Origin of the sequence: Nonomuraea glycinis (genome assembly GCF_035920485.1) — a bacterium.
GTDB lineage: Bacteria > Actinomycetota > Actinomycetes > Streptosporangiales > Streptosporangiaceae > Nonomuraea > Nonomuraea glycinis.
In genome coordinates, this window is the sequence record NZ_CP109166.1 from 3,294,985 (window position 1) to 3,321,970 (window position 26,986).

The 26,986-nt window shown below is 70.5% G+C and carries 25 protein-coding genes; 12 read left to right on the top strand and 13 right to left on the bottom strand.

Annotated features, from left to right (window positions below; genetic code table 11):
* Nucleotides 1-21: 21 nt before the first annotated feature.
* Complete coding sequence (locus OHA68_RS15480; RefSeq protein WP_189142862.1) at nucleotides 22-780, bottom strand: DeoR/GlpR family DNA-binding transcription regulator; 759 nt, start codon at nucleotides 778-780, stop codon at nucleotides 22-24.
* 348 nt (nucleotides 781-1,128) lie between these two features.
* On the opposite strand from OHA68_RS15480, the gene OHA68_RS15485 reads away from it, so the two are divergent.
* From OHA68_RS15485 to OHA68_RS15520, 8 genes are all read left to right on the top strand, one after another.
* The gene (locus tag OHA68_RS15485; RefSeq protein ID WP_327108261.1) at nucleotides 1,129-2,733 is read left to right on the top strand and encodes a sugar ABC transporter ATP-binding protein; all 1,605 of its coding nucleotides are present in this window, start codon (nucleotides 1,129-1,131) and stop codon (nucleotides 2,731-2,733) included.
* A complete protein-coding gene (locus OHA68_RS15490; RefSeq protein WP_327108262.1) occupies nucleotides 2,730-3,737 on the top strand; it encodes an ABC transporter permease in 1,008 nt (335 codons plus the stop codon). The genes OHA68_RS15485 and OHA68_RS15490 overlap by 4 nt, the downstream gene beginning before the upstream one ends.
* Nucleotides 3,738-3,795: 58 nt before the next feature.
* Nucleotides 3,796-4,851 carry a substrate-binding domain-containing protein gene (locus OHA68_RS15495; RefSeq protein ID WP_327108263.1) on the top strand — a complete coding sequence of 352 codons (1,056 nt, stop codon included), beginning with the start codon at nucleotides 3,796-3,798 and terminating at the stop codon, nucleotides 4,849-4,851.
* A 68-nt stretch (nucleotides 4,852-4,919) separates the two neighbouring features.
* Nucleotides 4,920-5,942, top strand: a complete 1,023-nt coding sequence (locus OHA68_RS15500) for an NAD(P)-dependent alcohol dehydrogenase (protein ID WP_327108264.1) — start codon at nucleotides 4,920-4,922, stop codon at nucleotides 5,940-5,942.
* 25 nt (nucleotides 5,943-5,967) lie between these two features.
* Entirely contained in the window at nucleotides 5,968-7,728 is a 1,761-nt protein-coding gene (locus OHA68_RS15505) for a dihydroxyacetone kinase family protein (RefSeq protein ID WP_327108265.1), read from the top strand.
* Nucleotides 7,729-7,756: 28 nt separating this feature from the next.
* Nucleotides 7,757-8,332 carry a ribose-5-phosphate isomerase gene (locus OHA68_RS15510; RefSeq protein WP_327108266.1) on the top strand — a complete coding sequence of 192 codons (576 nt, stop codon included), beginning with the start codon at nucleotides 7,757-7,759 and terminating at the stop codon, nucleotides 8,330-8,332.
* A gap of 5 nt (nucleotides 8,333-8,337) precedes the next feature.
* Nucleotides 8,338-9,108, top strand: a complete 771-nt coding sequence (locus OHA68_RS15515; RefSeq protein WP_327108267.1) for an SDR family oxidoreductase — start codon at nucleotides 8,338-8,340, stop codon at nucleotides 9,106-9,108.
* 195 nt (nucleotides 9,109-9,303) lie between these two features.
* Nucleotides 9,304-10,734, top strand: coding sequence for a serine hydrolase domain-containing protein (locus OHA68_RS15520; RefSeq protein WP_327108268.1), 1,431 nt, complete (start codon nucleotides 9,304-9,306; stop codon nucleotides 10,732-10,734).
* A gap of 67 nt (nucleotides 10,735-10,801) precedes the next feature.
* Here OHA68_RS15520 and OHA68_RS15525 read toward each other — a convergent pair whose 3' ends face one another.
* From OHA68_RS15525 to OHA68_RS15560, 8 genes are all read right to left on the bottom strand, one after another.
* Entirely contained in the window at nucleotides 10,802-11,938 is a 1,137-nt protein-coding gene (locus tag OHA68_RS15525) for a pyridoxal phosphate-dependent aminotransferase (protein WP_327108269.1), read from the bottom strand.
* Nucleotides 11,935-12,594: an RraA family protein gene (locus tag OHA68_RS15530; RefSeq protein WP_327108270.1), complete on the bottom strand. Its 660-nt coding sequence runs from the start codon at nucleotides 12,592-12,594 to the stop codon at nucleotides 11,935-11,937. Before OHA68_RS15530 ends, OHA68_RS15525 begins: the two co-directional genes overlap by 4 nt.
* Nucleotides 12,595-12,648: 54 nt before the next feature.
* Nucleotides 12,649-13,848, bottom strand: coding sequence for an FAD-dependent monooxygenase (locus tag OHA68_RS15535; protein WP_327108271.1), 1,200 nt, complete (start codon nucleotides 13,846-13,848; stop codon nucleotides 12,649-12,651).
* A complete protein-coding gene (locus OHA68_RS15540; RefSeq protein ID WP_327108272.1) occupies nucleotides 13,845-15,242 on the bottom strand; it encodes an MFS transporter in 1,398 nt (465 codons plus the stop codon). Before OHA68_RS15540 ends, OHA68_RS15535 begins: the two co-directional genes overlap by 4 nt.
* Nucleotides 15,243-15,381: 139 nt before the next feature.
* Entirely contained in the window at nucleotides 15,382-16,188 is an 807-nt protein-coding gene (locus OHA68_RS15545; RefSeq protein ID WP_327108273.1) for a YoaK family protein, read from the bottom strand.
* Entirely contained in the window at nucleotides 16,185-17,996 is a 1,812-nt protein-coding gene (locus OHA68_RS15550) for a gamma-glutamyltransferase family protein (protein WP_327108274.1), read from the bottom strand. Before OHA68_RS15550 ends, OHA68_RS15545 begins: the two co-directional genes overlap by 4 nt.
* Nucleotides 17,997-18,013: 17 nt before the next feature.
* Nucleotides 18,014-19,126 carry a DUF3500 domain-containing protein gene (locus OHA68_RS15555; RefSeq protein ID WP_327108275.1) on the bottom strand — a complete coding sequence of 371 codons (1,113 nt, stop codon included), beginning with the start codon at nucleotides 19,124-19,126 and terminating at the stop codon, nucleotides 18,014-18,016.
* 39 nt (nucleotides 19,127-19,165) lie between these two features.
* Nucleotides 19,166-19,975, bottom strand: a complete 810-nt coding sequence (locus OHA68_RS15560) for an alpha/beta fold hydrolase (protein WP_327108276.1) — start codon at nucleotides 19,973-19,975, stop codon at nucleotides 19,166-19,168.
* 161 nt (nucleotides 19,976-20,136) lie between these two features.
* Here OHA68_RS15560 and OHA68_RS15565 point away from each other — a divergent pair, with 161 nt between their 5' ends.
* Both OHA68_RS15565 and OHA68_RS15570 read left to right on the top strand, forming a co-directional pair.
* Entirely contained in the window at nucleotides 20,137-20,769 is a 633-nt protein-coding gene (locus tag OHA68_RS15565) for a TetR/AcrR family transcriptional regulator (protein ID WP_327108277.1), read from the top strand.
* A gap of 47 nt (nucleotides 20,770-20,816) precedes the next feature.
* Nucleotides 20,817-21,230: a MarR family winged helix-turn-helix transcriptional regulator gene (locus tag OHA68_RS15570; protein WP_327108278.1), complete on the top strand. Its 414-nt coding sequence runs from the start codon at nucleotides 20,817-20,819 to the stop codon at nucleotides 21,228-21,230.
* Between the two features lie 72 nt (nucleotides 21,231-21,302).
* Here OHA68_RS15570 and OHA68_RS15575 read toward each other — a convergent pair whose 3' ends face one another.
* Nucleotides 21,303-21,758: a GNAT family N-acetyltransferase gene (locus tag OHA68_RS15575; protein WP_327108279.1), complete on the bottom strand. Its 456-nt coding sequence runs from the start codon at nucleotides 21,756-21,758 to the stop codon at nucleotides 21,303-21,305.
* Between the two features lie 259 nt (nucleotides 21,759-22,017).
* Here OHA68_RS15575 and OHA68_RS15580 point away from each other — a divergent pair, with 259 nt between their 5' ends.
* Nucleotides 22,018-23,097, top strand: coding sequence for a lipocalin family protein (locus OHA68_RS15580; protein WP_327108280.1), 1,080 nt, complete (start codon nucleotides 22,018-22,020; stop codon nucleotides 23,095-23,097).
* 212 nt (nucleotides 23,098-23,309) lie between these two features.
* Here OHA68_RS15580 and OHA68_RS15585 read toward each other — a convergent pair whose 3' ends face one another.
* The 3 genes from OHA68_RS15585 to OHA68_RS15595 all read right to left on the bottom strand — a co-directional run bounded on the left by OHA68_RS15585 (nucleotide 23,310) and on the right by OHA68_RS15595 (nucleotide 25,713).
* Nucleotides 23,310-23,771 carry an SRPBCC family protein gene (locus OHA68_RS15585; RefSeq protein ID WP_327108281.1) on the bottom strand — a complete coding sequence of 154 codons (462 nt, stop codon included), beginning with the start codon at nucleotides 23,769-23,771 and terminating at the stop codon, nucleotides 23,310-23,312.
* Nucleotides 23,772-23,993: 222 nt separating this feature from the next.
* Nucleotides 23,994-24,848, bottom strand: a complete 855-nt coding sequence (locus tag OHA68_RS15590; protein ID WP_327108282.1) for a phosphotransferase family protein — start codon at nucleotides 24,846-24,848, stop codon at nucleotides 23,994-23,996.
* A 127-nt stretch (nucleotides 24,849-24,975) separates the two neighbouring features.
* Nucleotides 24,976-25,713, bottom strand: a complete 738-nt coding sequence (locus OHA68_RS15595) for an SDR family NAD(P)-dependent oxidoreductase (protein ID WP_327108283.1) — start codon at nucleotides 25,711-25,713, stop codon at nucleotides 24,976-24,978.
* 201 nt (nucleotides 25,714-25,914) lie between these two features.
* Here OHA68_RS15595 and OHA68_RS15600 point away from each other — a divergent pair, with 201 nt between their 5' ends.
* Nucleotides 25,915-26,535 carry a helix-turn-helix domain-containing protein gene (locus OHA68_RS15600; RefSeq protein ID WP_327108284.1) on the top strand — a complete coding sequence of 207 codons (621 nt, stop codon included), beginning with the start codon at nucleotides 25,915-25,917 and terminating at the stop codon, nucleotides 26,533-26,535.
* Nucleotides 26,536-26,986 lie beyond the last annotated feature (451 nt).

Genomic DNA, 26,986 nt, shown 5'->3' on the forward strand with positions numbered 1-26,986 from the left:
ATCGCACGGCGACCGCGGGCGTCAGAGGAGCTCGACGTGGTCGCGGTAGGGGTCGAGACGGTCGTCGGAGGCGTCGAGTTCGGTGACCATCAGGTCGATGCCGTCCCAGGGCAGGCAGCGGGCGGCGGCGCCGGTGCCGAGCTTCTGTGAGTCCACGGCCATGACGACGTGGTCCGACAGCTCGGCCATGAGCCGCTTGATCTCGCACTCCTCGGCGCTGAACTCGCTGGTGCCGAAGTGCGGGTCCACCGCGGCGGCGGACAGGAACGCCCGCGCGAAGGAGAACTGCTTCAGCGCCAGGGAGGCGACCGGGCCGATGAGGCTGCCGGCGTTGGGGTCCTTCTGGCCGCCGGTCAAATAGGCGTGCACGAGGGGGTCGCGGGTCAGGGCCAGGAAGGTCTCGATGCCGTCGGTGACCACGGACAGGTTCTCCGAGCGGGGCATCGAACCGGCGAGGACGCACAGCGTGGAGGAGGCGTCCATGCAGATCCCCACCCCGCCTGAGGGCACCAGGCTGGTCAGCTTGCGCGCGATCTCCTCCTTCGCCCGCCCGGCCCGGGTCCGGCGCGCCTCGAAGGGCTGCGCCGAGCTGACCGCGCCGCCGCGCACCCGGCGGACCAGGCCCTCGTCCTCCAGCGCCTGCAGATCCCGGCGGATCGTCATGGTGCTGACCTCGAAGCGGGCGGCCAGGTCCTCGATGCGCAGGCTGCCGCTGGACGAGAGCAGGTCGGCGAGCGCCTGACGTCTGCTCTCGAGATTGACGGTGCTCCTGACGACCATGCCGCCTCAGTCTCCTTCGGTGTTCAATCTTGTCAATTGTCACACAGGTGGTTTCGGCTGAAGACAGCATCCGCCTGTCGGCGTGTGAACGATAGATGATGCGCCAGGAGACTACAAGGCCTTTCCACCAGGGGATTTGCGGTCCCGGCCGGGGTGATGTGGCGGCCGCGGCAGGCTCTGTCAGATGTAACGAATGGGCAACGTACTCTTGACGTGGGGGTGTCGCTTCGTGTGATGTTCACACGAAACAACAAACAAGGGGTTCCGCTCAGGAGCCTGGACGGCCGCTGTCCGAGGAACGGGCCCTACCGCACACCGAGCCGCGAGGCCGGGGTCTGGAGATCAGTCGTGGAAGATGTCGCTTTGGAGTGCCGGGACCTGGCCAAGGCATTTGGCGGCGTGCCCGTACTGAAGGGCGTCTCCTTGACCCTCACGGCCGGTTCCGTGACCGCGCTGGCGGGTGAGAACGGCGCAGGCAAGTCGACGATGATGAAGATCGCGTCCGGTCAGGTGAAGCCCGACCGGGGTCAGGTCCTGGTCGGCGGCGAGCCGTTGCCCCAGGCGGACCCGCAGGCGGCCCACCGGCAGGGGGTCGCGATCATCCCGCAGGAACTCGCGCCGATCATGGACATGAAGGTGTACGAGAACCTGTTCATCGGGCGGGAGATCCGCACCCGGGCCGGGCTGCTCGACCGGCGCGCGATGGCCCGCAAGGCACGCGAGATCCTGGACGTCTTCGGCGTCGAGATCGATCCGCAGGCCACGATGCGGCGGCTGCCGGTCGGCCTGCGCCAGCTCGTGGAGATCGCCAAGAGCACGACCGGCGGCGCGAAGGTCCTGCTCCTGGACGAGCCCAGCTCCGCCATCTCCGAGCGCGAGGTCGAGCGCCTGTACGGCGTGGTGGCCAAGCTGCGTGAGCAGGGCGTGGCGATGCTCTACACCACCCACAAGATGGAGGAGATCCGCGCCCTGGCCGACCGGGTCGTCGTTCTGCGTGACGGCGGGCTGGTCCTGGACCAGCCGATCGGCGAGGTCAGCGACGACGACATCGTGCACGCGATGATCGGCCGCGAGCTGCAGGACTTCTTCCCCACGCTGCACCCGCCGGGCGACGAGGTCGCCCTGAAGGTCAGCGGGCTGCACGTCAGCGGCTACGCGCGGCCGGTGGACCTGACCGTGCGCCGCGGCGAGATCCTGGGACTGGCCGGGCTCGTCGGCGCCGGCCGGACCGAGCTGCTTGAGGCGATCTTCGGTGTACGCAAGAGCACCGAGGGCACCGTCACCGTCGCCGGCAAGCCGGTCAAGCGCAACAACCCCGCCGCCGCGATCACCCACGGCATGGCCCTGGTCCCCGAGGACCGCAAGGGCGCCGGGGCCGTGCTGTCCATGAACGTGCTGGACAACGGCTCGCTGCCGCGCCTGTCGGGCTTCACCCTGGGCGGCTGGCTGCGGCAACGCGAGCGCACCAAGAAGGTCGGCGCCGCGATGGACTCGGTCAAACTGCGCAGCCGCGGCCTGTCCCAGCAGGTCGGCACCCTGTCCGGCGGCAACCAGCAGAAGGTGGTCCTGGCGCGCTGGCTGACCGGCCACGTGAACGTCCTGCTGCTTGACGAGCCCACCCGGGGCGTGGACGTCGGCGCCCGCAGCGAGATCTACCGCATCATCACCGAGCTGGCGGCCTCCGGGATGGCCGTGGTCATGGCCTCCTCCGACATGCCGGAGATCCTCAGCCTCGCGCACCGCGCGCTCGTCATGCGCGGCGGGGCGGTCGCGGGCGAGCTGAGCCGCGACGACCTGTCCTCGCCGCACGTCCAGGACTCGATCTTCCGGCTGGCCGCGGGCCTGAGCCCCGGTACGGCCGGCCAACCGCCCCCGGACCTCCAGCCCACCCCGACGGCGAGCGAGCCGGACCCCCAATCCACCCCGACAGCAAGCAAGGAGGACGGCCGATGACCCCGCAGGAGTCAGCGCCGGACCGAGGAACGGCCGCGGGGCTCCTGGCCTGGCGCCCCACCGGACCGTGGGTCCGCGACCAGTTGATCCGCCACGCCATGGTCGTGGTGATGCTGCTGATCATCGCGTACTTCAGCTACCGGAGCGCGCGCTTCGGCACGCCGGACAACCTGCAGACGATCGCCATCGCCGCGGCCCCCTTCGCCCTCATCGCGCTGGGCCAGACGCTGGTCATCCTCACCGGCGGCATCGACCTGTCCGTGGGCAGCGTGATCGCGCTCAGCGCGATGGCGGCGGCGGCGACGGTCAAGGACCATCCCGAACGCCTGTGGCTGTCGCTCGTGGTCGCCATGCTCGTCGGGCTCGCCGCCGGCGCGATCAACGGCTTCCTGGTCTCCAAGGTGAACGTGCCGCCCTTCATCGCCACACTCGGCATGCTCACCACGGCATCCGGGCTGGCGTACGTCGTGGGCCAGGGCGCGCCGATCAACGGCCTGCCGCAGAACTTCGGTGAGATCGCCAACAACCAGATCCTCGGCCTGCAGATCCCGGTGATCGTCATGATCGTCGGCATCGTCGCCCTGGCTCTGATCATGAAGCGGACCTCGTACGGCATGCGCGTCTACGCGGTGGGCGGCAACCCCGTCGCCGCGCAGATCGCGGGCGTCAAGACCACCCGGATCCTGTTCAGCGTCTACGCCCTGAGCGGCCTGCTCGCCGGTCTGTCCGGCGTGATGCTCGCCTCCCGGGTCATCTCCGGCCCGCCCAACCTGGGCCAGGGCTACGAACTGGACGCCATCGCCGCCGTCGTCATCGGCGGCGCCAGCCTGCTCGGCGGCCGGGGCAGCATCATCGGCACCGCGCTCGGCCTGTTCCTGATCCAGACCCTCAACAACGGCCTGGACATCCTCTTGGTGCCCGCCTACTGGCAGAGCGTCATCAAGGGCACCCTGATCGTCGCCGCCGTCACCGTCGACGTCTGGTCGGCCAAACGCAGGGTCTGACCACGGTCAGGCCCCCACCTCCACCCAGCGAACAACCCCCCGTACGAAGGAGCTTTCCATGCGCATCAAGAGTGCACTCGCCGCCGCGGCGGTGAGCGTGGCCATGCTGGCCACCTCCGCTTGCGGAGCAGGCGACACCAGCGCCAACACCGGTGAGGCCGGCGCGTCGGACGCGGGCGGCGTCCGCGTCGGCATCAGCGTCTACGACATGTCGTCCTTCATCACCGCCGGCAAGGCGGGCATCGACGCCTACGCCAAGGCGAACGACATCGAAGTCCTGTGGAACTCGGCCAACCTGGACGTCGCCACGCAGGCCAACCAGGTCGACCAGTTCATCAACGCCGGCGTCGACGCGATCATGGTCGTGCCGGTGCAGGCGGACTCGCTCGGCCCGCAGGTCGCCGCGGCCAAGGGGAAGAACATCCCCTTCCTGGCCGTGAACGCCGGGCTCGCCAGCGGCGACCTCGCCGGCACCGTGCTGCCCGACGACGTCAAGGCCGGCGAGCAGGAAATGCAGATGATGGCCGACAAGCTCGGCGGCAAGGGCAACATCGTCGTCCTGCAGGGCCCCCTGGGCCAGTCGGGCGAGTTGGACCGTACCAAGGGCATCGAGAACGTGCTGGCCAAGAACCCCGGGATCAAGATCCTGGCCAAGGACACGGCCAACTGGAAGCGCGACGAGGCCGTCAACAAGATGAAGAACTGGCTGTCCAGCTTCGGCGGCAAGATCGACGGCATCGTCGCGGAGAACGACGACATGGGCCTCGGCGCCCTCCAGGCGACCCGCGAGGCCGGCGTCAAGATCCCGATCGTCGGGGTCGACGGCATCGAGGACGGCCTGAACGCCGTCAAGAGCGGTGACTTCATCGGCACCAACCTCCAGCACGGCACCGTCGAGCTGGCCACCGGACTCGCCGTGGCGGCCAAGATCGCCAAGGGCGAAGAGGTCAACAAGAACCCGGTCTACCTGATGCCCCAGGTCACCCCCGAGAACGTGGACACCTACATGGAGCACGTCGTCACCAAGAAGGACGAGTTCCTGGGCCAGCTGCCCGCGCTGATCGAGGCCAACCTCAAGACCGGCGACATCGCCAACGAAGAACTGGCCGGATAGGCGGGGTGCGGGCGCCCGCCCGCACCCCCCCGTACCAGCCCGAGCAGCATGGAGCCGAGGAGAACATCATGACCACGATGCAGGCAGCGGTCCTGCGTGGAATCCAGCAGCTGGCCATCGAGGAGCGCCCCGTACCGGAACCGGCGCCCAACGAGGTGCTGGTGCGGATCACGGCGGTGGGAGTCTGCGGCTCCGACGTGCACTACTACCAGCACGGCCGGATCGGCGACTTCGTGGTGGAACAGCCCATGGTGCTCGGCCACGAGTCCGGGGGCGTCATCGTCGGCGTGGGCGCCGGCGTGGACGCCTCCCGGGTCGGCCAGCGGGTCTCCGTCGAGCCGGGCGTGCCCGACCTGACCTGCGCCGAGTGCCTCGCCGGGCGCTACAACCTCTGCCCGGACATGCGGTTCTTCGCCACGCCGCCGTACGACGGCTCTCTCGCCGAGTTCGTCACCGTGCACGCCGCGTTCGCGCATCCGGTGCCGGACACGATCTCGGACGACGCGGCGGCGCTGCTCGAACCGCTGTCCGTCGGCGTCTGGGCCAACCGCAAGGGGCAGGTCAGCGCGGGCAGCCGGGTCCTGATCACCGGCGCCGGCCCGATCGGGCTGGTCGCCACCCAGTGCGCCCGCGCGTTCGGCGCCACCGAGATCGTCGTCGCCGACCTCAACCCGCACCGCCTCAAGCTCGCCGCGGACCTGGGCGCGACCGCGACCGTCAACGTCGGCGACACCTCGCTGCGCGATGCGGGCTTCGAACCCACCGTGCTGCTGGAGTGCTCCGGCCACCCCGGCGCCACCGGCGACGGCATCCGCACCCTGGCCAGGGCGGGCCGCGCGGTGCTGGTGGGGATGGGCGACGACGGGCTGCCGCTGCCGCTCACCCACATCCAGAGCCGCGAGATCGAGATCACCGGCACGTTCCGCTACGCGAACACCTGGCCGACCGCCATCGCGCTCGCCGCGTCCGGGCGGGTCGACGTGGACGCCCTCGTCACCGGCCACTTCGCACTGGCCGACTCGGAGGCCGCCCTGCTCGCCGCCGAGCGCGACCCCCTCGCCGTCAAATCGGTGATCAACCCGCAGCGCTGACCTGGCGACCGAAGGGACAACCATCATGACTCGTCTGTACGACGATCCCAGCGCCTTCACCGAGGACATGCTCGCCGGCTTCCTGGACGTTCACCGGGGCAGCGTCGCGGGAGTGCCTGGCGGTGTCGTACGGGCCACCGAGACGCCGCCGGGCAAGGTCGCGGTCGTGGTCGGCGGCGGTTCCGGGCACTACCCCGCCTTCTGCGGCGTGGTCGGGCCCGGGTTCGCCGACGGCGCCGTCGTCGGCAACATCTTCACCTCCCCGTCGGCGCAGGACGCGTACTCGGTGGGCAAGGCGGCGGCGAGCGACGCCGGCCTGATCTTCTCCACCGGCAACTACGCCGGCGACGTCATGAACTTCACCCTGGCCCAGCAGCGGCTGTGCCAGGAGGGCATCGACACCCGGGTCGTGTTCGTCACCGACGACATCGCCAGCGCGCCGCCGTCGGACGTCCACGCCCGCCGGGGGATCGCCGGCGACTTCGTCGTGTTCAAGGTCGCGGGCGCCGCCGCCGAGGCGGGCTACGACCTGGACGCGGTCGAACGGGTCGCCCGGCACGCCAACGACCGCACCCGCACCCTGGGGGTCGCCTTCGGCGGGTGCACCATGCCCGGCGGGGCCGAGCCGCTGTTCACCGTCCCCCCGGGGCGGATGGGCGTCGGCCTGGGCATCCACGGCGAGCCGGGGGTGGGCGAGGACGAGCTGCCGCGGGCGGCGGACCTGGCGCGGCGGCTGGTGTCCGGCGTCCTGGCGGAGAAGCCCGCCGGGTCCGGCGCCAGGGTCGCCGCGATCCTGAACGGCCTCGGCACCACCAAGTACGAGGAGCTGTTCGTCGTCTGGCGCACCGTGGCCGCGCTCCTGGCCGAAGAAGGGCTCGAGGTCGTCGCCCCGGAGGTGGGCGAGCTGGTGACCAGCCTGGACATGGCCGGGTGCTCGCTGACCCTGGTCTTCCTCGATGAGGAGCTGGAGCGGCTGTGGTGCGCCCCCGCGGACACGCCGGCGTACCGGAGGGGGCGGGTCGAGCCGCGTACGGCGGCGCCGACCCGTACCGCGTCCGCGCAGTCGTCGGCGCAGTCGTCCGCGCAGTCGTCCGCGCAGGGGGAGGCCGTCGCGGCGGTCAGCCCGAGCAGGCCGGGGTCGCGCGCCTGCGGCCGGGTCGTCGTCGAAGGGCTGGAAGCCGTCGCGACGGCCATGGCCGAGGCCGAGGTGGAGCTGGGCCGGATCGACGCGGTCGCCGGCGACGGCGACCACGGACGGGGCATGGTCAAGGGCTCGGCCGCGGCGCTCGCCGCCGCCCGGGACGCGGCCGGCGCCGGGGCCGGCGCGCGGTCGGTCCTGGTCGCGGCGGGCGAGGCGTGGGCCGCCAAGGCGGGCGGCACGTCCGGCGTCCTGTGGGGCGCCGCGCTCTGCGCCATCGGCGAGCGGCTGGGCGACGACCGCGACGAGATCGCGGGCGCCGACGTGACGGACGCCGTACGGGCCGGGCTGGACGCGCTCCAGCGCCTCGGCGGCGCGCGGCCGGGGGACAAGACCATGATCGACGCGTTCGCGCCGTTCGCCGACGCGCTCGCCGAGCGGGTCCGGGGCGGGACGGAGCTCGCCGCCGCCTGGCGCGAGGCCGCCGAGGTGTGCGAGGCCGCGGCCCGCGCGACCGCGGAGCTGCGCCCACGGGTCGGCCGGGCGCGCCCGCTCGCCGAACGCAGCGTCGGCACTCCGGACGCGGGGGCGACCTCTCTCGCCCTGTGCGCCCACGCTGTCGCGGGCGTGCTGTCGCACGCCCGCTGAATCGCATGTCAGGAAGGGATGGGGGGCCATGGATCACAAGTGGCGGATCATCGTCGGTTGCGACGACGCCGGTCTGGAGTACAAGAACGTCCTGCGGGCCGACCTGGAGGACGACGACCGGGTGGAGAAGGTCGTCGACATCGGGGTAGGGGCCGAGGAGACGACGCCGTATCCGCACATCGCGGTCATGGCGGCGCGGATGGTGGCCGCCGGCGAGGCGGACCGCGCGCTGCTGGTGTGCGGCACCGGACTGGGGGTCGCGATCAGTGCCAACAAGGTGCCGGGGATTCGCGCGGTGACGGCCCACGACAGCTTCTCCGTCGAGCGGTCCGTGCTGAGCAACAACGCCCAGATCCTGTGCTTCGGGCAGCGCGTCGTCGGCCTGGAGCTGGCCCGCCGCCTGGCCGCCGAATGGCTCGACTATCGCTTCGACCAGAACTCCAGCTCCGCGGCCAAGGTACGGACCCTGTCGAACTACGAGGCCGGGCGCGACCAGGCCGACCAGGCGGAGACCTTGCGGCAGGGTGAGGAGCTGGTGCGTACGGCCCTGCTGAGCACCGAACCGCGCTCCCGGACGAGCGCCCAGATCGACGGCGAGGAGTAGAGGACATGACGGCAGCGGAGAAGGCACCCGATCTGAGCTTCGGGCTCACCGGCAAGGTGGCGCTGGTGACCGGCGGCGCGTCGGGGATCGGCGCGGCGATCGCGGACACGTACGCGGCGAAGGGCGCCCGGGTCGCCGTGGTCGACATCGACGGCGAGGCGGCCAGGAAGAAGGCGGCCGAGCTGGGGGAGACGCACGCCGGGTTCGCCTGTGACGTGTCCGACCCCGCCGCCGTGCGGGAGGCGGTCGGCGCGGTCCTGGAGGCGTTCGGCCGGATCGACATCCTGGTGAACAGCGCGGGCGTCGCGATCCTGGCCCCGGCCGAGGACCTGGAGGTCAGCGCGTTCGACCGGACGATCGCGATCAACCTGAAGGGCACCTTCCTGGTGTGCCAGGAGGTTGGCCGGCACATGCTCGACGCCGGCGGCGGGAAGATCATCAACCTGGCGTCCCAGGCGGCCACGGTCGCGCTGGACGAGCACGTGGCGTACTGCGCCTCCAAGTTCGGCGTGGTCGGCCTGTCGAAGGTGCTCGCCTCCGAATGGGCCGGCCGGGGCGTGACCGTCAACACGCTCTCCCCGACCGTCGTCCTCACCGACCTGGGCCGCAAGGCGTGGGCCGGCCCCAAGGGCGACGCGCTGAAGGCTCAGATCCCCACCGGCCGCTTCGCGTACCCGGGGGAGATCGCCGCGACGGCGCTGTTCCTCGCCTCGGACGGCGCCGACATGATCAACGGCGCGGACATCGTCGTGGACGGCGGCTACACCATCCGCTGACCGCGTGGTGGGCCGGGCCCGCGAGCCGGAGGGTCCTCGCCGCCGAGCTCCAGCGGGCCCACCCACCCACCCACCGCGCCGAGCTCCAGCGGGCCCACCCACCCCCACCGCGCCGAGCTCCCGCCGGTCCACTCATCGCCGCGCCTGACGAAAATCCCGGTGAAGCCGGGCAGTTCGCCTTGTTAGGGTGCCGCCATGCCCTCTCAGTTGCCCTTGCTACCGCGCTCGACACCGGCGGCTTCGGGGGTCTCGGCCCGCTCGATCGCCGCCTTGCTGGACCGGCTCGAAGCGCAGTCCGTCGAGCTCCACTCCCTCATGGTCGTCCGGCACGGTCACGTGGTGGCCGAAGGCTGGTGGGCGCCGTACTCGGCCGAGCGCCCGCATCTGCTCTACTCGCTGACCAAGTCGTTCACCTCGGTCGCGGTGGGGCTCGTGATCGCCGACGGGCTGCTCTCGCTGGACGACCGGGTGGCGGACGTGTTGCCCGAGCACGTTCCGGCCGACATCTCCGAGCAGGGACGCCGCATCACCGTGCACCACCTGCTGTCCATGACGGCCGGGCACGGCACGGACAGCCTCGCCGAGGCCTGGGAGATGGAACCGGACGACCTGGTGAAGGGCTTCCTGCGCGTACCGTTCCCCGAGCCTGAGGGAAGCCTGCACACCTACGACAACGCGACCACGTACGTCCTGGCCCGGATGGTGGAACGGGTCACCGGCCGCGGCCTGCCGGAGCTGCTCGACGAGCGGCTGTTCCGGCCGATGGGCATCGAGCACGCCGAATGGGATCGGGTGGCGAGCGGTGCCGCCTTCGGATTCCACGGGCTGCACCTCACGACCGAGGCCGTCGCCGCGTTCGGCGAGCTGCTGCTGCGCGGCGGCAGGTGGGGCGACCGCCGGCTCGTCCCGCGCGCATGGGTGGAGCTCGCGACCGAACGCCACATCGAGACCCGGCAACTCGAGGACGACTCGGCCGGCCCCGACTTTCTCTGCGGGTACGGCTACCAGTTCTGGATGTCACGTCACGGCTACCACGGTAACGGCGCTTTCGGCCAGCACTGCTTGGTCGTACCGTCCCATGATCTCGTGATCGTGGTGACCGCCAATATCGAGCAGACGCACGAGCTGCCCGGGGCCTTCTGGGACTGCCTCCTGCCCGGCCTGGATGACGCGGGAAGTCCCCAGGACGACGAGATCCTCGCCGATCGGCTGCGGCGGCTGTCCCTCGTGCCGGTGCCGGGTTCGGCGGCCCCTTCCCGCTCCGGTACGGCGAGGATCGACGCCTCCGCCGAGGGTTCGGCCCTGCCCGACGGAACCACGGTGGCCGTCGAGCCGGTGGACGGCGGATGGCGCCTGCGACTCGGGTCGTCGCTCAAGCTCGCCGTCGGCCACGGCGACTGGCGGGAAAGCTCGCCGCTCGGCCGCCCGGTCGTCGCCACCGGCGCCTGGCAGGGCGACACGTTCGTCGCGGACCTGTACGTCATCACCACCCCGCACCGGGTCCGGCTGGTGCTCGACGCCGACGCGGGGACAGCGGTGGCGACGTGGACCACCGTGCCCCTGACCGGCCCCAGCCTGGAGCTGCATCTACGGTCGCCGCTGATGACCCGCCCCGACGTCGCCTAGGTGAGCCGGCCGGGCGCCTCCCGGCCCCGGCCGGGCGCCTCCCGGCCAGGCTCGCCGACGGCTTCCGTCAGGATCTCCCAGCGCCGAGGTGGCGGACGATGCGGGTCAGCCCGGTCCGCAGGTCGTCCTCCGAGGCCGCGAACGAGATCCGGATGTGCCCCTCGCCCGAGGGCCCGTACTCGGCGCCGGCCCGGACCATCACCTTCCGCTCGGCGAGCTCGCGGGCGACCGCCTCCGAGGGCAGGTCGGCGTCGTAGCGGAGGAACCCGTAGAACGCCCCCTCCGGCGGAACCAGGTGCAGGCCCGGAATGCCGGACAGGTGCGCGACCACGAGCTCGCGACGCTGCCCATATGTGCCGACCATGGCATCCACGACGCCGTCCGGCAGCTCAAGGGCGGCGAGGGCCGCGTACTGGACCGCCGTGTTCAACGAGCCGTTGGAGGTCCGGTGCACGTGGGCGGCCGCGTCCACCACCTCGCGCGGCCCGGTCAGGTACCCCACCCGCCAGCCGGTCATCGCGTACGTCTTGGAGAACGTCTGTACGTACACCGTCCGGTCGCGCAGCGATTCGATCTCCAGCGCCGAGGTCAGCGCATGCCCCGGGTAGACCAGCCGGTGGTACGCCTCATCGCTGACGACCAGGACGTCGGAGCCGTCGAGGAGCTTCCCGAGGGCCTGGAGCTCCTGCTCGCGGTGCACGATCCCGGTCGGGTTCGAGGGATTCGAGAAGATCATCATCCTGGCGCCGGGAAGCGCGGCGGCCAGCGCGTCGAGGTCCCAGTGCAGATCGGGGGCGAGCGGGACGAAGTCCACGGTGCCCCCGGCCAGGACGACCAGGTCGGCGTACAGCGAGTAGGCGGGCTCCGGGATGACCACGCGGTCGCCGGGGCCGACCATCGCGAGCACGACGGCCGCCAGCGCGGCGGTGGCGCCGTGGGTGATCACGACGTCGTCCGCGGTCCACGTACGGCCGGGGTGCGCCGGCAACCTGGACGCGAGCGCGGCGCGCAGCTGCCGCAGGCCCTTCTGGTCGGCGTAGTGGGTGTGCCCCGCGCGCAAGGCGGCCACGGCGGCCTCGATCACCGGCGTCGGCGTCGGGAAGTCCGGCTCGCCCATGGCGAGGGAGACGGCCCCCGGCGGGGCCGGGGCCAGGGCCGGGCGCCGTGAGAGGCGGCGCAGCTCCTCGATCCGGAAGGCGGTCATCGGGCCGCCGCCGCATGGCCGGAGCGCGCGGCGAGGATGCGCCGCCGCAGCGTCTCCTCCTTCTCGACGATCCCGTCGACCGCGTCCACGACCTCCCGCACGCGCAGCCGTGGCACGACGACGACGCCGTCGGCGTCACCGACGAGCACGTCACCCGGCGCCACGACCAGGCCGCCGACCGCCACCGGCACGCCGACGGCGCCGGGCCCGTCCTTGAAAGGCCCGGCGGGGGTGACCGCCCGCGCGTAGACAGCGAGCCCCATCTCGGACAGCGCCTGTACGTCGCGGACGGCGCCGTCGACCACCGCGCCGGTGACCCCCGCATTCACCATGATCTCGCCGATGAGGTCGCCGATCAGCGCCCGGGTCAGGTCCCCGTGTCCGTTGACGACCAGGACGTCGCCCGGCCGGGCTTCGTCGAGCGCCCGGTGGATGGCCAGGTTGTCACCCGACCGCACGTCCACCGTCAGGGCGTTCCCCAGCAGCGCGGTGTGCCCGGTGAACAGCCGGATGCCGCCGTCCATGACGGTCATCCGCTGCAGCGCGTCGCCGACGTTGGCGGCCGGCACCTCCCCCAGCCGGCGGATCTCCTCCGCTGCTGACCGATCCCAGCTCGAAGCGATGGACACGCTGTCCGTCGCCGCATGGATGAACACAGTAGGACTCCATTCTTGAATGACTTGAATGAGACGACCATCTGAGCGCCGCGCTCAGGTCATGGACATGAGGGCGGGCAGGGTGAGGGCCGAATGGGCCGGTCGTCCCTCCGCGGCGGGCATGACGCTGAGCTTGCGCAGCCTGTTGTTGCGCTGCTCCAGGGCCTCGGCGGTGGTCGGGAACAGGCTGGCGCTGCCCTCGCCGACCAGCCCCTGGTTCACGGTCACGAACTCGCGGGTGTCGCGTTCGTAGGCGGCGAAGCCCGCGGCGTGGTCCCCGCCGGCCAGGGAATGGGCGAGCATGTACGCGCCGACGAGCGCGAGGCTGGTGCCCTGCCCGGTGAGGAACGAGGGCGCGTGCGCGGCGTCGCCCACCAGCGCGACCCGGCCGCTGGACCAGCGGGGCATGCGGATCTGGCTGACCGCGTCGAAGAACAGGTCATCGGTGTCGCGCAGGGCGGCCAGCATGCCCGGGACCTCCCATCCCGCATCGGCGAAGACCGTGGCGACCAGATCCCGCTGGGCTTCCGCGTTAGGGAACGCGTCGAACGGCGGCTGGGGGTGGGCGAAGTTCAGGAAGGCGTGCACCTCGTCGTCGTCCCCCACGGCGTAGAACGCCGCGGCCCTGCCCGGGGTGCTCCACATCACGGTCTCGTTGGCGAGCCCGAAGGTGTTGGGCATGGTGAACACGGCGAAGCAGTACCCGAGGTAGCGGTGGAACTGCTCTTCGGGGCCGAACAGCATCTCGCGCGTACGTGAGTGCATGCCGTCCGCCCCGAACACCATGTCGAACGTACGCCTGCCGCCCCCGTGGAAGGTGACATCGACCCCGTGGCCGGACTGGTCGAGGGTGTCGATGGAGTCGTCGAACATGAACTCCACGTCGTCACGGACCGCCGCGTACAGAGCTTCGCTCAGATCCCCGCGCCGCACCTCCAGGTCCCGTCCCGCGACCCCGCCGGTGACGGCGTACGGGCTGACCGAGACCACCTCGCTGCCGTCCGCGTCGAGGAAGGTGATCCGGCGCAGGTCGATGTGCGCCTCCTGCAGTCGCGGCAGGATTCCCATCCTCTCGACGACCTTCAGCGCGGTGCCGCGTACGTCGATGGGATAGCCACCGGCACGAAGCGCGCCCGCCTTCTCCACCACCGTGACTTCGAAGCCGTGGCGGTTCAGCCAGAACGCGAGGGCAGGACCCGCGATGCTGGCCCCGGAGATCAGGACCTTGCGCTTCGGCGTGGTAGAGATCGTCATTCCTTGACTCCTTTGCTCAGGGTACGGACGGCAAGCAGGGACAGCGCCGTGACGACGCCGGCGATGACGAAAACGGTGATGAAGGCCGATTCGGCCGGAATGTTCGACCCGGCAGGGGTCGCGGCGGTGAGGAAGGCACCGCCGAGCTGTGCGCCCGCGGCGTAGGCGATCACGCGGATCACCAGGACCAGGCTGGTCGCGGTGCCGGTTTCGCCGTGATCGACAGAGGTGGCGGTCTTGACGACCATCGCCGTGACGCAGATGCCACTGGCCAGAGCGACCAGCACCTTGCCGATGACCAGGTGCCAGACCTCGGTGTGGATGAACGCCATGGCGACCAACGTGGCCGCCAGGAAGCCGATTCCGGTGGCGACCACGGCACTCGCACCGAAGCGCCGCGCCAGGACCCCGCTGAGCGGCCCGCTGATCGCCGCCGCGACGGCCCCGGGCAACAGGTACCGCCCGATGTCGGTGGCGCTGGCCCCGAAACCGTACGCTTCGGCGGGCACCTCGAACAGCTGCGGAACGAGGAACATCGACGACGAGGTGCCCAAGCAGACGGCGAACGTGATCGCGTACGAGCTCCAGATCGCCGGCTTGGCGAGCATCCGCAGATCGACCATCGGCGTGGGTGACCGGCGTTCCACGGAGACCCACCCGGCCACGAGGGCGGCCAGGAACACGACGACGGCGCCGAACACGAGTGGCTGGCCGCCGGCGTCGGGCACCATCGCGAGCACGAACATGAGCGTCAGCAGAATGCCGCTCAGGAGAACCAGGCCGGGCCAGTCCATCTTCGCGCCGGTCCGGGCCGGCGGATCGTTCGGCATCAGCCGGTGCACGAACAGGGTCGCCACGATGATCGCGAACGTCGGTATCGCGAACATCCAGTGCCGGGACAGCCCTTCCGCGATGGGCCCGGCTATCAGCGTGCCCAGCATGCCGCCGCCCAGGAACAGCCCGCTGACCACCCCGATGGCCACCCCGGACTCGCCCGGTGGGAGATACTTGCGTACCAGGATGAACGAGAGGGGCATCGCGCCCACCATCGCGCCCTGCAGCACCTGACCGAGCAGCATCACCGGCAGGTTCGGTGCCACGGCGGACACCAGACCACCGGCCACGACCACCGTCATCAGCCGGGTGATGACCCATTTCCCGCCGTGACGGTCGCCGAGATTGCCCGCGATGGGCGCGAAGATGGCGCCGGTGATGAGCATCGCGATGCTGAGGAGCGCCCCTTCGGCGCGACTTATCGACAATTCGCGCTGCAACAGCGGGAGCGTCGGTGACACCACCGCTTCCAGGACGCCGGTTGCGGCGGCCAGCATGCCGAGAGCCCCCACAGCGGCCTTCCCGATGCGGACCGGGGGAGCCAGGGATGGTGTGGTCATGGACGTCCTTTCCTCGTTGCCGTGCTGGTGCGGGGTCGGCCGCGCGCGTAGCGCTGCCGCCTTGCGGGGAGTACGCATGCCGCGAGCGCCGTCAGGCCGGCGGTGTCGGGCATGCGGTACTCGTCGTCGGCGGGCGGCGTCATCGCGCCGAAGCCGAGGGCGGTCGGGTCGGTTCCGTGGCCGAGGCCGGCGCCATGGCCGGGGTCAAGGACCTGCTCGTCGGGGATGTGGTCGATCCAGCCGTGGCCGCCGCCACGGAGCGGGTGGACAAATGGCCGAGGCCGGTCACGGCCAGCACGACGAACGCCGCCGCCAGCACCGCGAGACCTGCGTGCACCTGGCACAGCGCCGCGCCGGTGGCCGCTCCGACGATGATGAGCGTCACGGCCGCGCCTCGGCGCAGGGCCCCTTGACCGCGCGCCGCTCCCAGCCGGGAGTCCGCCGCGAGACCGGTCAGCGTGGAGGTGACGACCACGGTGGTGACGTCCTTCACCCCCAGGTGGCGGGCCGTCGCCGCCTGCACCCCCATGGCCAGGGCGAGCGACGAGGCCATCGACACGCGGGCGGCGGGGGCGCCCATCCCGGTCACGGCCAGGCCGAGCGCCGTGGCGGCCAGGACCAGTCCGACGCCGCCCAGCAGTCCCGTGCACCGGCGGCTCCAGCCCGGGAGGGCGGTGCGCAGCACCCGCCCGGCCACGGCCGCGCCGACGAGAAAGAACACCAGCGCCATGACCGGACCGAGCACGGGCAGCCCCGTCCCGCCCGTGGCCGCCATGCCGAGGATGACCACGTTGCCCGTCATGTTGCCCGCGAACACCTGGTCCAGGCGCAGATATCCGACAGCGTCGACGACGCCCGTCGCGAAGGTGAGGGCGAGCATCAGACCCACCGGCGTGACACGCCATCGCACAAGGCGGGTGCGGGTGCCGTACGAAATGCCGTTCATCGTCCTGCCGCGTAACCCTGGGCGCCGCGCGGGTTCGCCGCCGCCTGGAGGACGCCGCTGTCCGGATCACGTGTGACGACCGACAGCCGGCCCTGGCTCCAGGGCCCGGAGACGGTCACGTCGTGGCCGCGTTCGCGCAGCTCGTCGATGACCGCCTCGTCCGCTCGTTCCTCGATCACCAACCCTCCCGGCGTCCAGGTCCGCGGCCAGAAGGAGCTCGGTAGCGCGGTGGTGTGGAACGCGGGTGCGTCGATCGCCTCCTGCGGATCCATACCGAGAGCGAGTGTGCGTACCAGGTAGATCAGTTGCCACTGGTCCTGCTGGTCACCCCCCGGCGTGCCGAGCGCGGCCACGGGACTGCCGTCGCGCAGCAGCAGCGTCGGGGTCAGCGTCGTACGAGGCCGCCGCCCCGGCGCCAGCCGGGAGGGGGCGGCCGGGTCCAGCCAGGTCATCTGGAGCCGGGTGCCCAGCGCGAAGCCGAGATCCGGCACGGTGGGGGAGGACTGGAGCCACCCTCCCGACGGCGTGGCGGAGATCATGTTGCCCCAGCGGTCGACGACGTCGATGTGGCAGGTGTCGCCCCGGGTCTCCCCGGTCTGCTGCACGGTGGGCTCTCCCACACCGTCGGCCTGGACGGCGTGCTGACGGGTGACGAGCGGTGGCGTGAACGGTGTGACGCCGATGTCGCCGGGCCGGAACGCGGTCGACGCGACCGCGCCGATCAGCCCGGCGCGCTCCTTGCTGTATCGAGGGGACAGCAGGCGGGACACCACGGCCTTCGCGTCCGCCGGATCCAGATGCCCGTAGAACGCCTCCCGGTCGGCCATGGCCAGCTTCAGAGCCTCGGCGATGGTGTGGATTCCCTGAGCGGTCGACGGGTCGATCTGTTCGTCGTCGAAGTGGTCGAGCATGGTGAGGGCCTGCAGCAGCACAGGACCCTGGGACCACAGGCCCGCCTTCGCCACCGTGACCCCCCGGAACTCCGCCGTGACCGCGGGCTCCAGGGACGGCAGGAAGTCGGCGAAGTCAGCGGCGGTGATCACCCCGGCGTGGTCCCCGCCCGAGGAATGCCGATGCGGCTCGGCCGCGAACTCCGCCACGGCGGTTGCCACGAACCCGGTTCGCCAGGCGCGCCGCGCGGCGTCGATCCGTGCGGTTCGCGTCTCGCCGCCCCCTGTGGTGCTCAGCCGGCGCAGGGTCCGGGCGTAGGCGAGGTTGACGAGAGTCGTATGCGGCTGCGGGACCCGTCCTCCGGGCATCCACTGCGCGTAGGACGTCGGCCAGTGCGTGCGGAAGAGATCCTCGACCGTGGCCAGGACGCGCGCCAACTGGGGGACGACCGGAACGCCGTGCTCCGCGTAGTGGATCGCGTAGGCCAGGATGTCGGCGAGCTCCCACGTGCCGAACTCGGCGAGCAGCCAGAGCCAGGAGTCGACGGCGCCCGGGACCGCGGCGGCCAGGGCACCCGCGCCCGGGACGTGGTCCAGCCCTTCGGCCCGGAAATGCTCGATCGTGGCTCCCCGCGGAGCGTGGCCCTGTCCCGCCAGCACGAGCGGGGACGGGTCCGCCGCGGTCGCCAGCACGGCGACGAGATCACCGCCCGGCCCGTTGAGGTGGGGTTCGGCCACGTGCAGCACGAAGGCACCGGCCGTCGCCGCGTCGAACGCGTTCCCACCCCGCTCCAGTACGGACTGGGCCGTCGCGGAGGCCAGCCAGTGCGTCGACGCGCACATGCCGAAGGATCCGCGCAGCGTGGGGCGGGTCTTGTGGGGGAGGGCGTCGGTCGATGATGGTTGTTGACCGGCCATGTCTTTCACATTCCGTTCTATGGCACGTGGTCGGCGGCGTGGTGGGCGGCGAGGACGTCGCCGCCGAAGTCCGTCTCCGGGTCCCGCCACACGGCGTGGGCGTGGTTGACGCCGCGGTGGATGTTGGTCCACTCGACGAGCAGCCGCGGGCCCTGCAGGCGGTAGTAGTGCGGCTCGCCCGCCGTGGTGGAGCCGGCCCAGGCGAGATGTACGGCGTCCAGCGCCGCCGGGTCGTCGTAGCGACGCAGCGGGGACACCCCGTCCGGGACGCGGTCGAGGTAGGTGCCGAGCAGCGCGCGCAGCAGTTCCCGCTGCGCGGCGTCGAGCTCGGCGCCCGGCACGCCCTTGGGCGTCGGGGTGAGGACCAGCGCCCGATGGTTCGCACCGTAGAGGCCGGTGGCCGGGTGCTCGGCACGGTCCGGGATGTGCGTACCGGGGCGCCAGAGCTCGCTGCGGCGCACCACGCGGTCGCCGACCTGGGCGCTGTTGCCCGCCACGATGTCGTCCGGGGCGCGCGCCAGCAGCACCGCGCGGGCGGCGAGCTCGGGGCGCAGGGAGCGGACCAGCTCGCGGGCCAGGTCCTCGGCCGTCCCCAGTGGGCGCAGTGTCGCACCGCCCAGCAGCGGTGACGCGGCCGGGTCGGCGCCCAGGAAGCACGGCGTGGTGGCGGCGACGCGCCCGTCCACCACGAGGTTGTTGAGCGAGACGTGGTGGCCGCCGAACCGCCATCCCCACGGCTGCGGCCCGCCGGGCTCGCCGAAGACCCGCAGGTAGTACATGCCGGGGTCGCGGGTGCGTTCCCGCCCCCAGTTCACCGAGAACCCCTCGACGTGATCGAGTACGTTCTCCAGGCCGAGCACGGTGGCCACGGTGGTGTACCCGGCTTCGGACAGCCCGGTCGCGACCAGCCGCATCACCAGCCGGTGCTGGGCGGGGCGCTGCTGGTGGAAGGTGAGACCGCCGTGGTCGGTGGGCGTGTAGAACCAGCGGGTGCGTTCGGCCTCGGCCGCGTCGCCGGCGCCTGGCGGCGGTCCGACCGCCACCGCGCGCTGGTCGGCGTCCAGGGAGTCCAGCCACGCCAGGGCCGCCTCGGCCATCCGCTTCGCCACCTCGCGGCCGGCGTCACTCATGGCCGCTGAGCCCGCTGGACGCGGGCGTGCGCGTGCCGCTCATGCTGCCGTCACTCCGAGGAACTCGCGCACCCAAGGGCCGATCGTGGGCGCGAACTCCATCGCGATCGCGTGGCGCCCATCCTCGATCGAACGCAGTTCGGCGTTCGGAATCCGCTCCTTCATCAGGAGGGCGCCGGTGTAGGGCGCCAGCAGGTCCGCCGTGCCGTGGACGATCAGGGTGGGTGTGGTGATCTCCCCGAGGCGGTCCCTGACCTCGTGCTCCCGGGCGGCATCGTGGCGGCGGCCGGTCTTGTCGGGGTCACGGTAGACAAGCGTCTGGGCGGCCCGGGTGTGGAGCTCGGCCTGGCCCTTGGGCGTGACGAAGAAGTCCCTGACCGCTTTCTGCCGGTCGTCGTGGGGCATGTCGAACAGCTCGTTGACCGTCGTGGGACACAGCGCGAAGCTCGGCGTGGTGGCGACCAGGATGAGGGAGGCGACCCGATCGGGATGCCGGAGTGCGGCGTGCTGCGCGATGGTGCCGCCGAAGGAGGTGCCCAGCAGGTGCGCACGTTCGAGCCCCAGCGCGTCCAGCAGCGCGACGAGGTCATCGGCGAGGTCACCCAGCGTGTACGGAAGCGGCGGGTTCACGGTGATCCCCGAATCGCGCTGATCGTAGGAGATCGCCCGGATGCCCGCGCCGAGGTGCGCGCGGAGTGTCGCGTACTGGGTGCGGTCGCTCTCGCCGCCATGAACGAGGACGAGCGGCACCCCACTGCCGCTGTCGATGTACCCGACTTCCAGCTCACCCGCCCGGATGGTGGAATCGGTCGTTTCGGCGGGTTCGTGCTCCACCTGCTGCTTTGCCACTGCTGGCTCCCTCGGTCGAAATCGTGCGTAGACGCGTATGCGAATCGGGATTTCTGTATCGCTTCGTGCCGCACGGGGGGCGATTCGTGCCTGCGGACTACAGTACACGATGTACTGTAGTTGGCTACAGCGCGCGGTGTAGTTCCGGTAAGATTCTTTTCATGCCGACCGAGAAGACGCTGCGTGCGGGTTCCGCGCAGAAGCGGACCGCCATCCTCACCGCGGCCCAGGAGCTGTTCCTCACCAACGGCTTCGACCGGTCGAGCGTCGACGCGGTCGCCGCCCTGGCCAAGGTGTCGACGCGAACGGTCTACGACTACTTCGGCGACAAGCAGACCTTGCTGCGCGCCGTCGTCGAAGCCGTCGACCAGTCACTGGTGGCCACGATCCGGCGCACCCTCGACGACACGCTCGCCGATCTCACCGAGCCCGCCGAGCTGGAGGACGCCCTCATAACGTTCTCCATGAGGATCGCGACCGACATGCTCAACTCGGCGGAGCACGCCACGCTGCAACGGCTGGTCCAGGCCGAATCCGGCCACCTGCCGCGCCGGGACGAACACGCCATGGCCAGCGCGCCCGACGAGGCCCTCGGTGAGCGGTTCGCCGCCCTCGCCCGGGCCGGGCTGCTCGAAGTCTCCGACGCGCGGCTCGCAGCCGACCACTTCATCGCGCTGACCTTCGGGGTCGCGATCAACAGGCTCGGTTCCGCGAACGCCGCGGGGGACGCCCGTGTCCAGCCGCTCATCGTCGAGGGAGTACGGGCGTTCCTCCGGGCGTACCGGAGCGGGTGACCGCCGGGTCATTGGCATTGCCAACCATGCCCAACTAGCATGACGGCATGACCAGCGCCGACGATGTCCTGGACTCGCTCGTCCGGACCACCTTCGAGGTGGCGGGCGTGCTGACCCGCATCGGCGGCGAGCACGATCTGTCGCTCACCCAGCTACGGGTGCTCGGCATCCTCCGCGACCGCCGCGCCCGCATGACCGACCTGGCCGTCTACCTGGGCCTGGACAAGTCCACGATGTCCGGCCTCGTCGACCGCGCCCAGCGCCGGGGGCTGCTGACCCGCGGCAAGAACCCCGATGACGGCCGGGTCGTCGATGTGTACATCACCCCGGCCGGGCTCGAACTGGCCCACCGGGTGGACGACGAAGTCCGGCGCGCCCTGGCGCCCAGGACCGGCCGCCTGACCCCGGAGCAGCTCGACCAACTCGTCAAGCTGCTCGGCGTCGTCCTGATCCGCCCGTAGCGACCACCTCACGCGGAACCGTTCGGCCGCGCGGACCAGGTCGGCCGCGTCGCTCCGGCGCCGGTGCGCACGTCAGGTGAGTCGGCGGGCGAAGCAGACGGCCATGGGATGGCCGGCATAGGGGCCGTAGCCGTCGGTTCGTACGTAGCCCTCGCGCTCGTAGAAGCGGATCGCGTCGGGCTGCTTGTCGCCGGTCGCCAGTCGCACCGTGTCGAGCCCACGCCGGCGGGCGTGCTCCTCCAGGTCACGCAGGATGCCGGTGGCCACGCCTGTGCCACGGGCCTGGGGCGTGACGTACATCCGCTTGATCTCGGCCGTGCCTTCGGGCAGCAGCCACAGCGCGCCGCAGCCGACCGCGTTGCCGGCGGCGTCGCGGGCGATGAGGTAGACGTCGACGTTCTCCGCGGTGGGCTTGTGACCTTCCTGGTCCGGGATGCCATAGCGGGCGGCCAGCTCCGCTTCCATCGCGCTACGCAGGCGGTCTCCGTCGACACTGTCCCAGGGTTCCTCCGAGATGGTCAGCGTCACGACACTCCCTTTCATCAGGGGAAGGCCGATCCAAGGATCTTCCCTCCAACCTGTGCGCCGGGATCCCGGTCGGGAGCCCTTGACTTTATTTGTATTACCAACCAATATGAAGTTGTTGGCATTGCAAACCAATGTACGGGATGGCCGGCAGACGTGTGACGCCAATCCGCGGCTCTGTCGGCTTTGCACCACAGATCAACACGACCACGACCAAGGGTGAGTGACGTCCTCGCTCGCCTCTGCTCCAAGGGGGAATCCCATGACCACGTCTCGAAACAGGCGCCGGGTGACAGGCCTGGCCACCGCGGGCGCGCTGGTGCCCGGCATCCTTGCCAGCCACCCGGCGCTGGCGGAAAGCCCGCCGGCGACACCGAAGGCCGGCCCCACCACGTCGGGAATCGCGTCGATGGTCGATCCCGCGACCGACCTGGGACGGCAGGCTCCCGGACGAGAACAGGCGTGGTTCGACTCCATCTACTTCACCAGTTTCGTGAAGGCGAACGGTCATGACTTCGGGATTCAGGTGCACACGCGCGTTCTCCCGAACATGGGCGAGGTGGAGAACCGCTGGACGTTCGCGGTGACCGACAAGACCACCGGATGGCACAAGGACTACGAAGCCGTCGTCGCGCCGGACGACTATCGGTGGACCGAGGGCAAGCTCGACATCAAGGCACCAGGACTGAGCTGGACGGGTGACTCAGCCCGCCAGAAGGTAAAACTCACCACGCCCTTCGGATCGCTCGATATCGAGATGGTGGCCACCGGCCCCGCCCTGAACTACGGCTCGACCGGCGTTTTCAACCTGGTCGATGTGCCGGCCTACGAGTTCGCGCTTCCGGAGATGCGGACGACCGGCACGCTCGTCATCGGCGACAAGAAGCACGCGATCAGGGGAACTTCCTGGTTGGACCGGCAATGGGGTGAGATGCCGGAGAACCTGAAGCGGTGGACCTGGATGAACCTCAGCATGCCCAACGGTGACAAGATCGCCCTCTGGGACGCGGTGGGCCAGAAGACTGAGCACAGTTGGGCGACGGTTCTTCACCGGGACGGTTCGTACGACGTGGTCGAGGTGGAACCGCTTGCCCAAGGCGCCTCCAAGCTGTGGGTCAGTCCGGAAACGGGTCAGACGTACCCCACCCGCTGGAAGGTCCGCATCCCCCAACTGCGCACGGAGCTCGCCGTTCGGGTAACCGGCCCTCAGGGACAGGAAGTCAAGGGCCAGACCCCCGAGGGTGGCTACATGGAAGCCACCGCAGCTTTCGACGGCACGTACAACGGCAAGAAGGTCAGCGGTGAGACCTACGTCGAGCTGAACGGCGACTGGCGCCCCTAGCTGCCGGCAACACCTCGTCCGTGGCGGTGGGGGTTGCGCCCGAAGACGCCACGCCAACAAACGATCAAGGGCGCAAGCTACGCTGCAGCCCCGGCAAGACCGGCCACTTCTGCGAAGTTATCGCTGTCTTTCAAACCACCGAGTCGCCCAGAGCGCCTGAGGACGAAAAAGAGTCACTGTGTCACAGCCCGCGATCGCCAGTCGCGTCCGTCTCATGTCGACTCGACGAGTTCAGCCATGCGGTCGAGAGATTTGCGCATGCTCTTGCACGCCACGGAGCGAAGCGGAAAGAGGAGCGCGCGCAGCGGCTCCTCTTTCAGGTTCCAGCTCTCGCGGACCAGCGTGGCATCGCCTTGCGGCTCGAATTCATAGCGCCAGATCCGGCCGCCGAACACCATGCGCCACCTGGCCGAGTCCTTGTGCGGCCTGCTCTGCCAGGCGAATCGCCTGCCGGGTACGGCCTCGATGACAGTGCTCGTCATCACGTACTTGCCGTTCATGTCCATGTCCATGCTGAACGAGTCGCCGACATCGAGCGGCCTATGGGGTGTGCTGACCTCTGTCACTCCGACAAGGCCACCCGATCCGTCGAAATCCTTATGGCGTGCAGGGTCGGCGACCAGCGCGTAAAGCTGATCGGCACGCGCTGCGATACGGCGCTCAACGAATGCCACCCAACGACTCATCCGAGCATGTTATAGGCAGATAGCCCTGATTTGGCACCGTTGCTGTTACGGAGCAAATTTGGGAAAACTGTCTCGCCCTCTCATGCAGACGGACATTGGACGAAATTTCAGAATTCGGGGGATGTTGGGCTCCGCCGAAGCGCACCCGTGACAGGGTTGAGATTTTCCTTCGCGCCCGACCACCTCGGGAAGGGCGAACACCGTATGCCCTCAGGCGTCCCTTTCAAGCCAGGCGACGATGCTGCTCACGTACCCCTCGACGTTCGTCAGCGGTCGGCCGTCGAGGACCCCGACGAGATGCCCGATGCCGAACGGGGCGTCGTAGATCCGGGCGCGGCGGTAGGTCTCGTGGTCCACGGCCTTCCTGATGTTGTCCCAGCCGTGCCAGGCCATCAGGGCGGCGTCTATGGCGGGGTCGAACAGGTGGGCCTGGTCCCAGTCCAGGACGCCGACCAGTTGCCCGTCCCCGCTCCAGTGGACGTTGGACCCGCACAGATCGCCGTGGACGAGCGCATCCGGTACAGGTTCCAGGTCGCGCGCCGTTTCGAGATGCCTGCGGCATTCGTCGCGCCACCTGTCCGGCAGGTGCGGAACGACCTCCTCGGCCAGGAGCTCGGCCCAGCCCTTGTCTCCCGGGGCGTACAGCAGTTCCCTCAGACGCGGAGTGATGGCGACGTCCCGTACGGCGCGCAGCAACTTCCCCATCTGTTCGGGGTCGCCCCGCCCTTCAGGTTGCTCCTCGCCGTCGACCCAGGAGACGGCCACCGCCGTACGCTCGCCGAACCAGGTCACGGATGTGAGCGGCTCTGGCACATCGAAGGGCAGCCCGATCCGCGCGATCTCGCGCAGCACTTCCATGCGGCGTGGCATCTCGTGAGCCGACGACGGCCGCTTGCTCACCCGTACGGCCGCCGTTCCCGGGAGGAGCACGACGTGGTGCAGGTTGCCGGCCGTGATCCGGGCGTCGTCGAGGGAGTGGCCGGGGAGCAGCGCGTCGGCGATCTCCAGCAGTGCCTCGGCGGTGGGTTCGGCGGGCCGGGGGATCATGTCTTCACGAACATCCATGTCGCTGCGAGATTCTGGCACGCTCGAGTATCGCCGCGCGGCGAAGATCCCGTTCTCCGGGGCCGTCTCTTGACACACCACCCCAGCGCGGTCAGGAGACGCAGATCGAGGACGATGTGGCGCAGTATCAGCCGTAGGCGGGCATTCCCCCCATGGCGCTGAGGGTGGTGCCGTTGACGTAGCCGGCAGCCTGGGAGGCGAGGAAGGCGACGGCTTCGGCGATTTCCCCGGCGTCCGCGAGGCGTTGCAGTGCGACGGCCTTTCCAGCGGCTTCGAAGGCGTCGCCGAAGGCGGCGGTGCCTTCGGTGCGGGTGGGGCCGGCCGCGACGGCGTTGACGCGGACGCCTGCCGGGCCGAATTCCGCGGCCCAGACACGGGTGAGGGACTCCAGGGCGGCCTTGGTCGCGCCGTAGATGCCGGTGCCCAGGCCCGGTGTGGTCGCGGCGCCGCTGCTGATGTTGATGATCGCGCCGTGCCCGCGCCGGACCATGGCGGGTGCCAGGGCTTGGATGAGAAGGTATGGGGCACGCAGATTGATGTTGATGTGTGCGTCGAAGGTCGCCTGGTCGGTGTCGGCGGTGCGGGCGAAGCGGAAGATGCCGGCGTTGTTGACGAGGATGTCGATGTCTCCGGCGCGCCCGGCCAGGGCCGTCACCTCGGCGGGGTCGGAGAGGTCGGCGGGCTCGAAGTGGGCCGAGCCGCCCAGCGCCCGGACGCGCTGGAGGGTGTCGGCGGCCCGTTCGCGGTCGCGGCCGTGGACGATCACGTGAGCGCCGCGTTCGGCCAGAGCCAGGGCACTGGCGCGGCCGATTCCGGCGGTGGCTCCGGTGACCAGGGCCGTCTGGCCGGCGAGGTCCTTGTTCACGGTGGTGCTTCTTTCGCTCTCGATGGTTTTCGGTGGGTGCGCTGGGCGTGCAGGACGGTGTCGTGGATGATGACGGGCGCGCTGCCTCTGGTCGTCCGGTGCTCTGCTCTGCGGCAGTGCCCCCCGGCGGGCGCCCGCGACCAGCGTCGAGGCAGCACGGCGATGCGGCAAACATTCTTGCTGTGGTGGCAAACTGGAGTCATGGACGAGGGCACAGCAGCGACGATGGCGGCCGTCGGTCCTCGGCTGAGGGCCCTGCGCACCCGCCGCGGCATCACACTCACCCAGCTGTCCGAGACGACCGGCATCTCCATCAGCACGCTCTCGCGCCTGGAGTCAGGACAGCGCCGCCCCACCCTGGAGCTGCTGCTGCCGCTCGCCCGGGATCTGCGGGTGGCCATCGACGAGCTGATCGGCGCACCTCACACAGGAGACCCGCGGCTGCACCTCAAGCCGGTCACCCGCAACGGCATGACACTCCTGCCGCTGACCAGGCGAGCCGGAAACCTGCAAGCCTACAAATTGATCATTTCCCCCCGGGCACGGCCGCCCCAGCCCGAACAGTCCAGCCACGAGGGCTACGAATGGCTCTACGTCCTCGACGGGCGCCTGCGCCTGGTCCTGGGCGACAACGACCTGACCATGGGACCGGGCGAGGCCGCCGAATTCGACACCCGCACCCCGCACTGGTTCGGCAACGCCGACGAACACCCCGTCGAACTCCTGACCCTCTTCGGCCGCCAAGGAGAGCGCGCCCACCTACGCGCCCACCCCACACCGGTCCAGCGTGACCGGGAAGCCCCCGCGGACGACCGCCCCTGAACACCCTGTGGGCGTACGTCGGCGTCGGTGTAGTGGTCACGTAGACCTGGGTGCAGGTCCTCGACGGCCAGGGGCGCCTGGCGCAGACCCAGGATGCGGCCGTCGCCGGCGACCGCGCCCATCATCGGCGTACGGTCGCTGCTGCCCCATCTGCCGAGCTGGTAGAGCCGCTGGTCCGCAGCGATCAGCTGGCCTTCGACGCCGCTTGCGATGTTGGGGGCCAGGATCGGCTCGGAGGCGGCCTGAAAATCCGGCGTCATCACCAGGTCGTCAGGCAGCCCCGCCGGCTGAGAGCCTCACGGCCGGCCCGGGGCAGATTCCACCTATCGACCGTTCCGGCGGACGGCAGAACCTGGCAGGCCGCTGAATTACGCGGAAGGCGGGCTTGCGGTAGGGCCACACGGTGGAGTACTCGCGATAAGGAGGAGGCTCCTCCAGCTCCTTTGCCTCG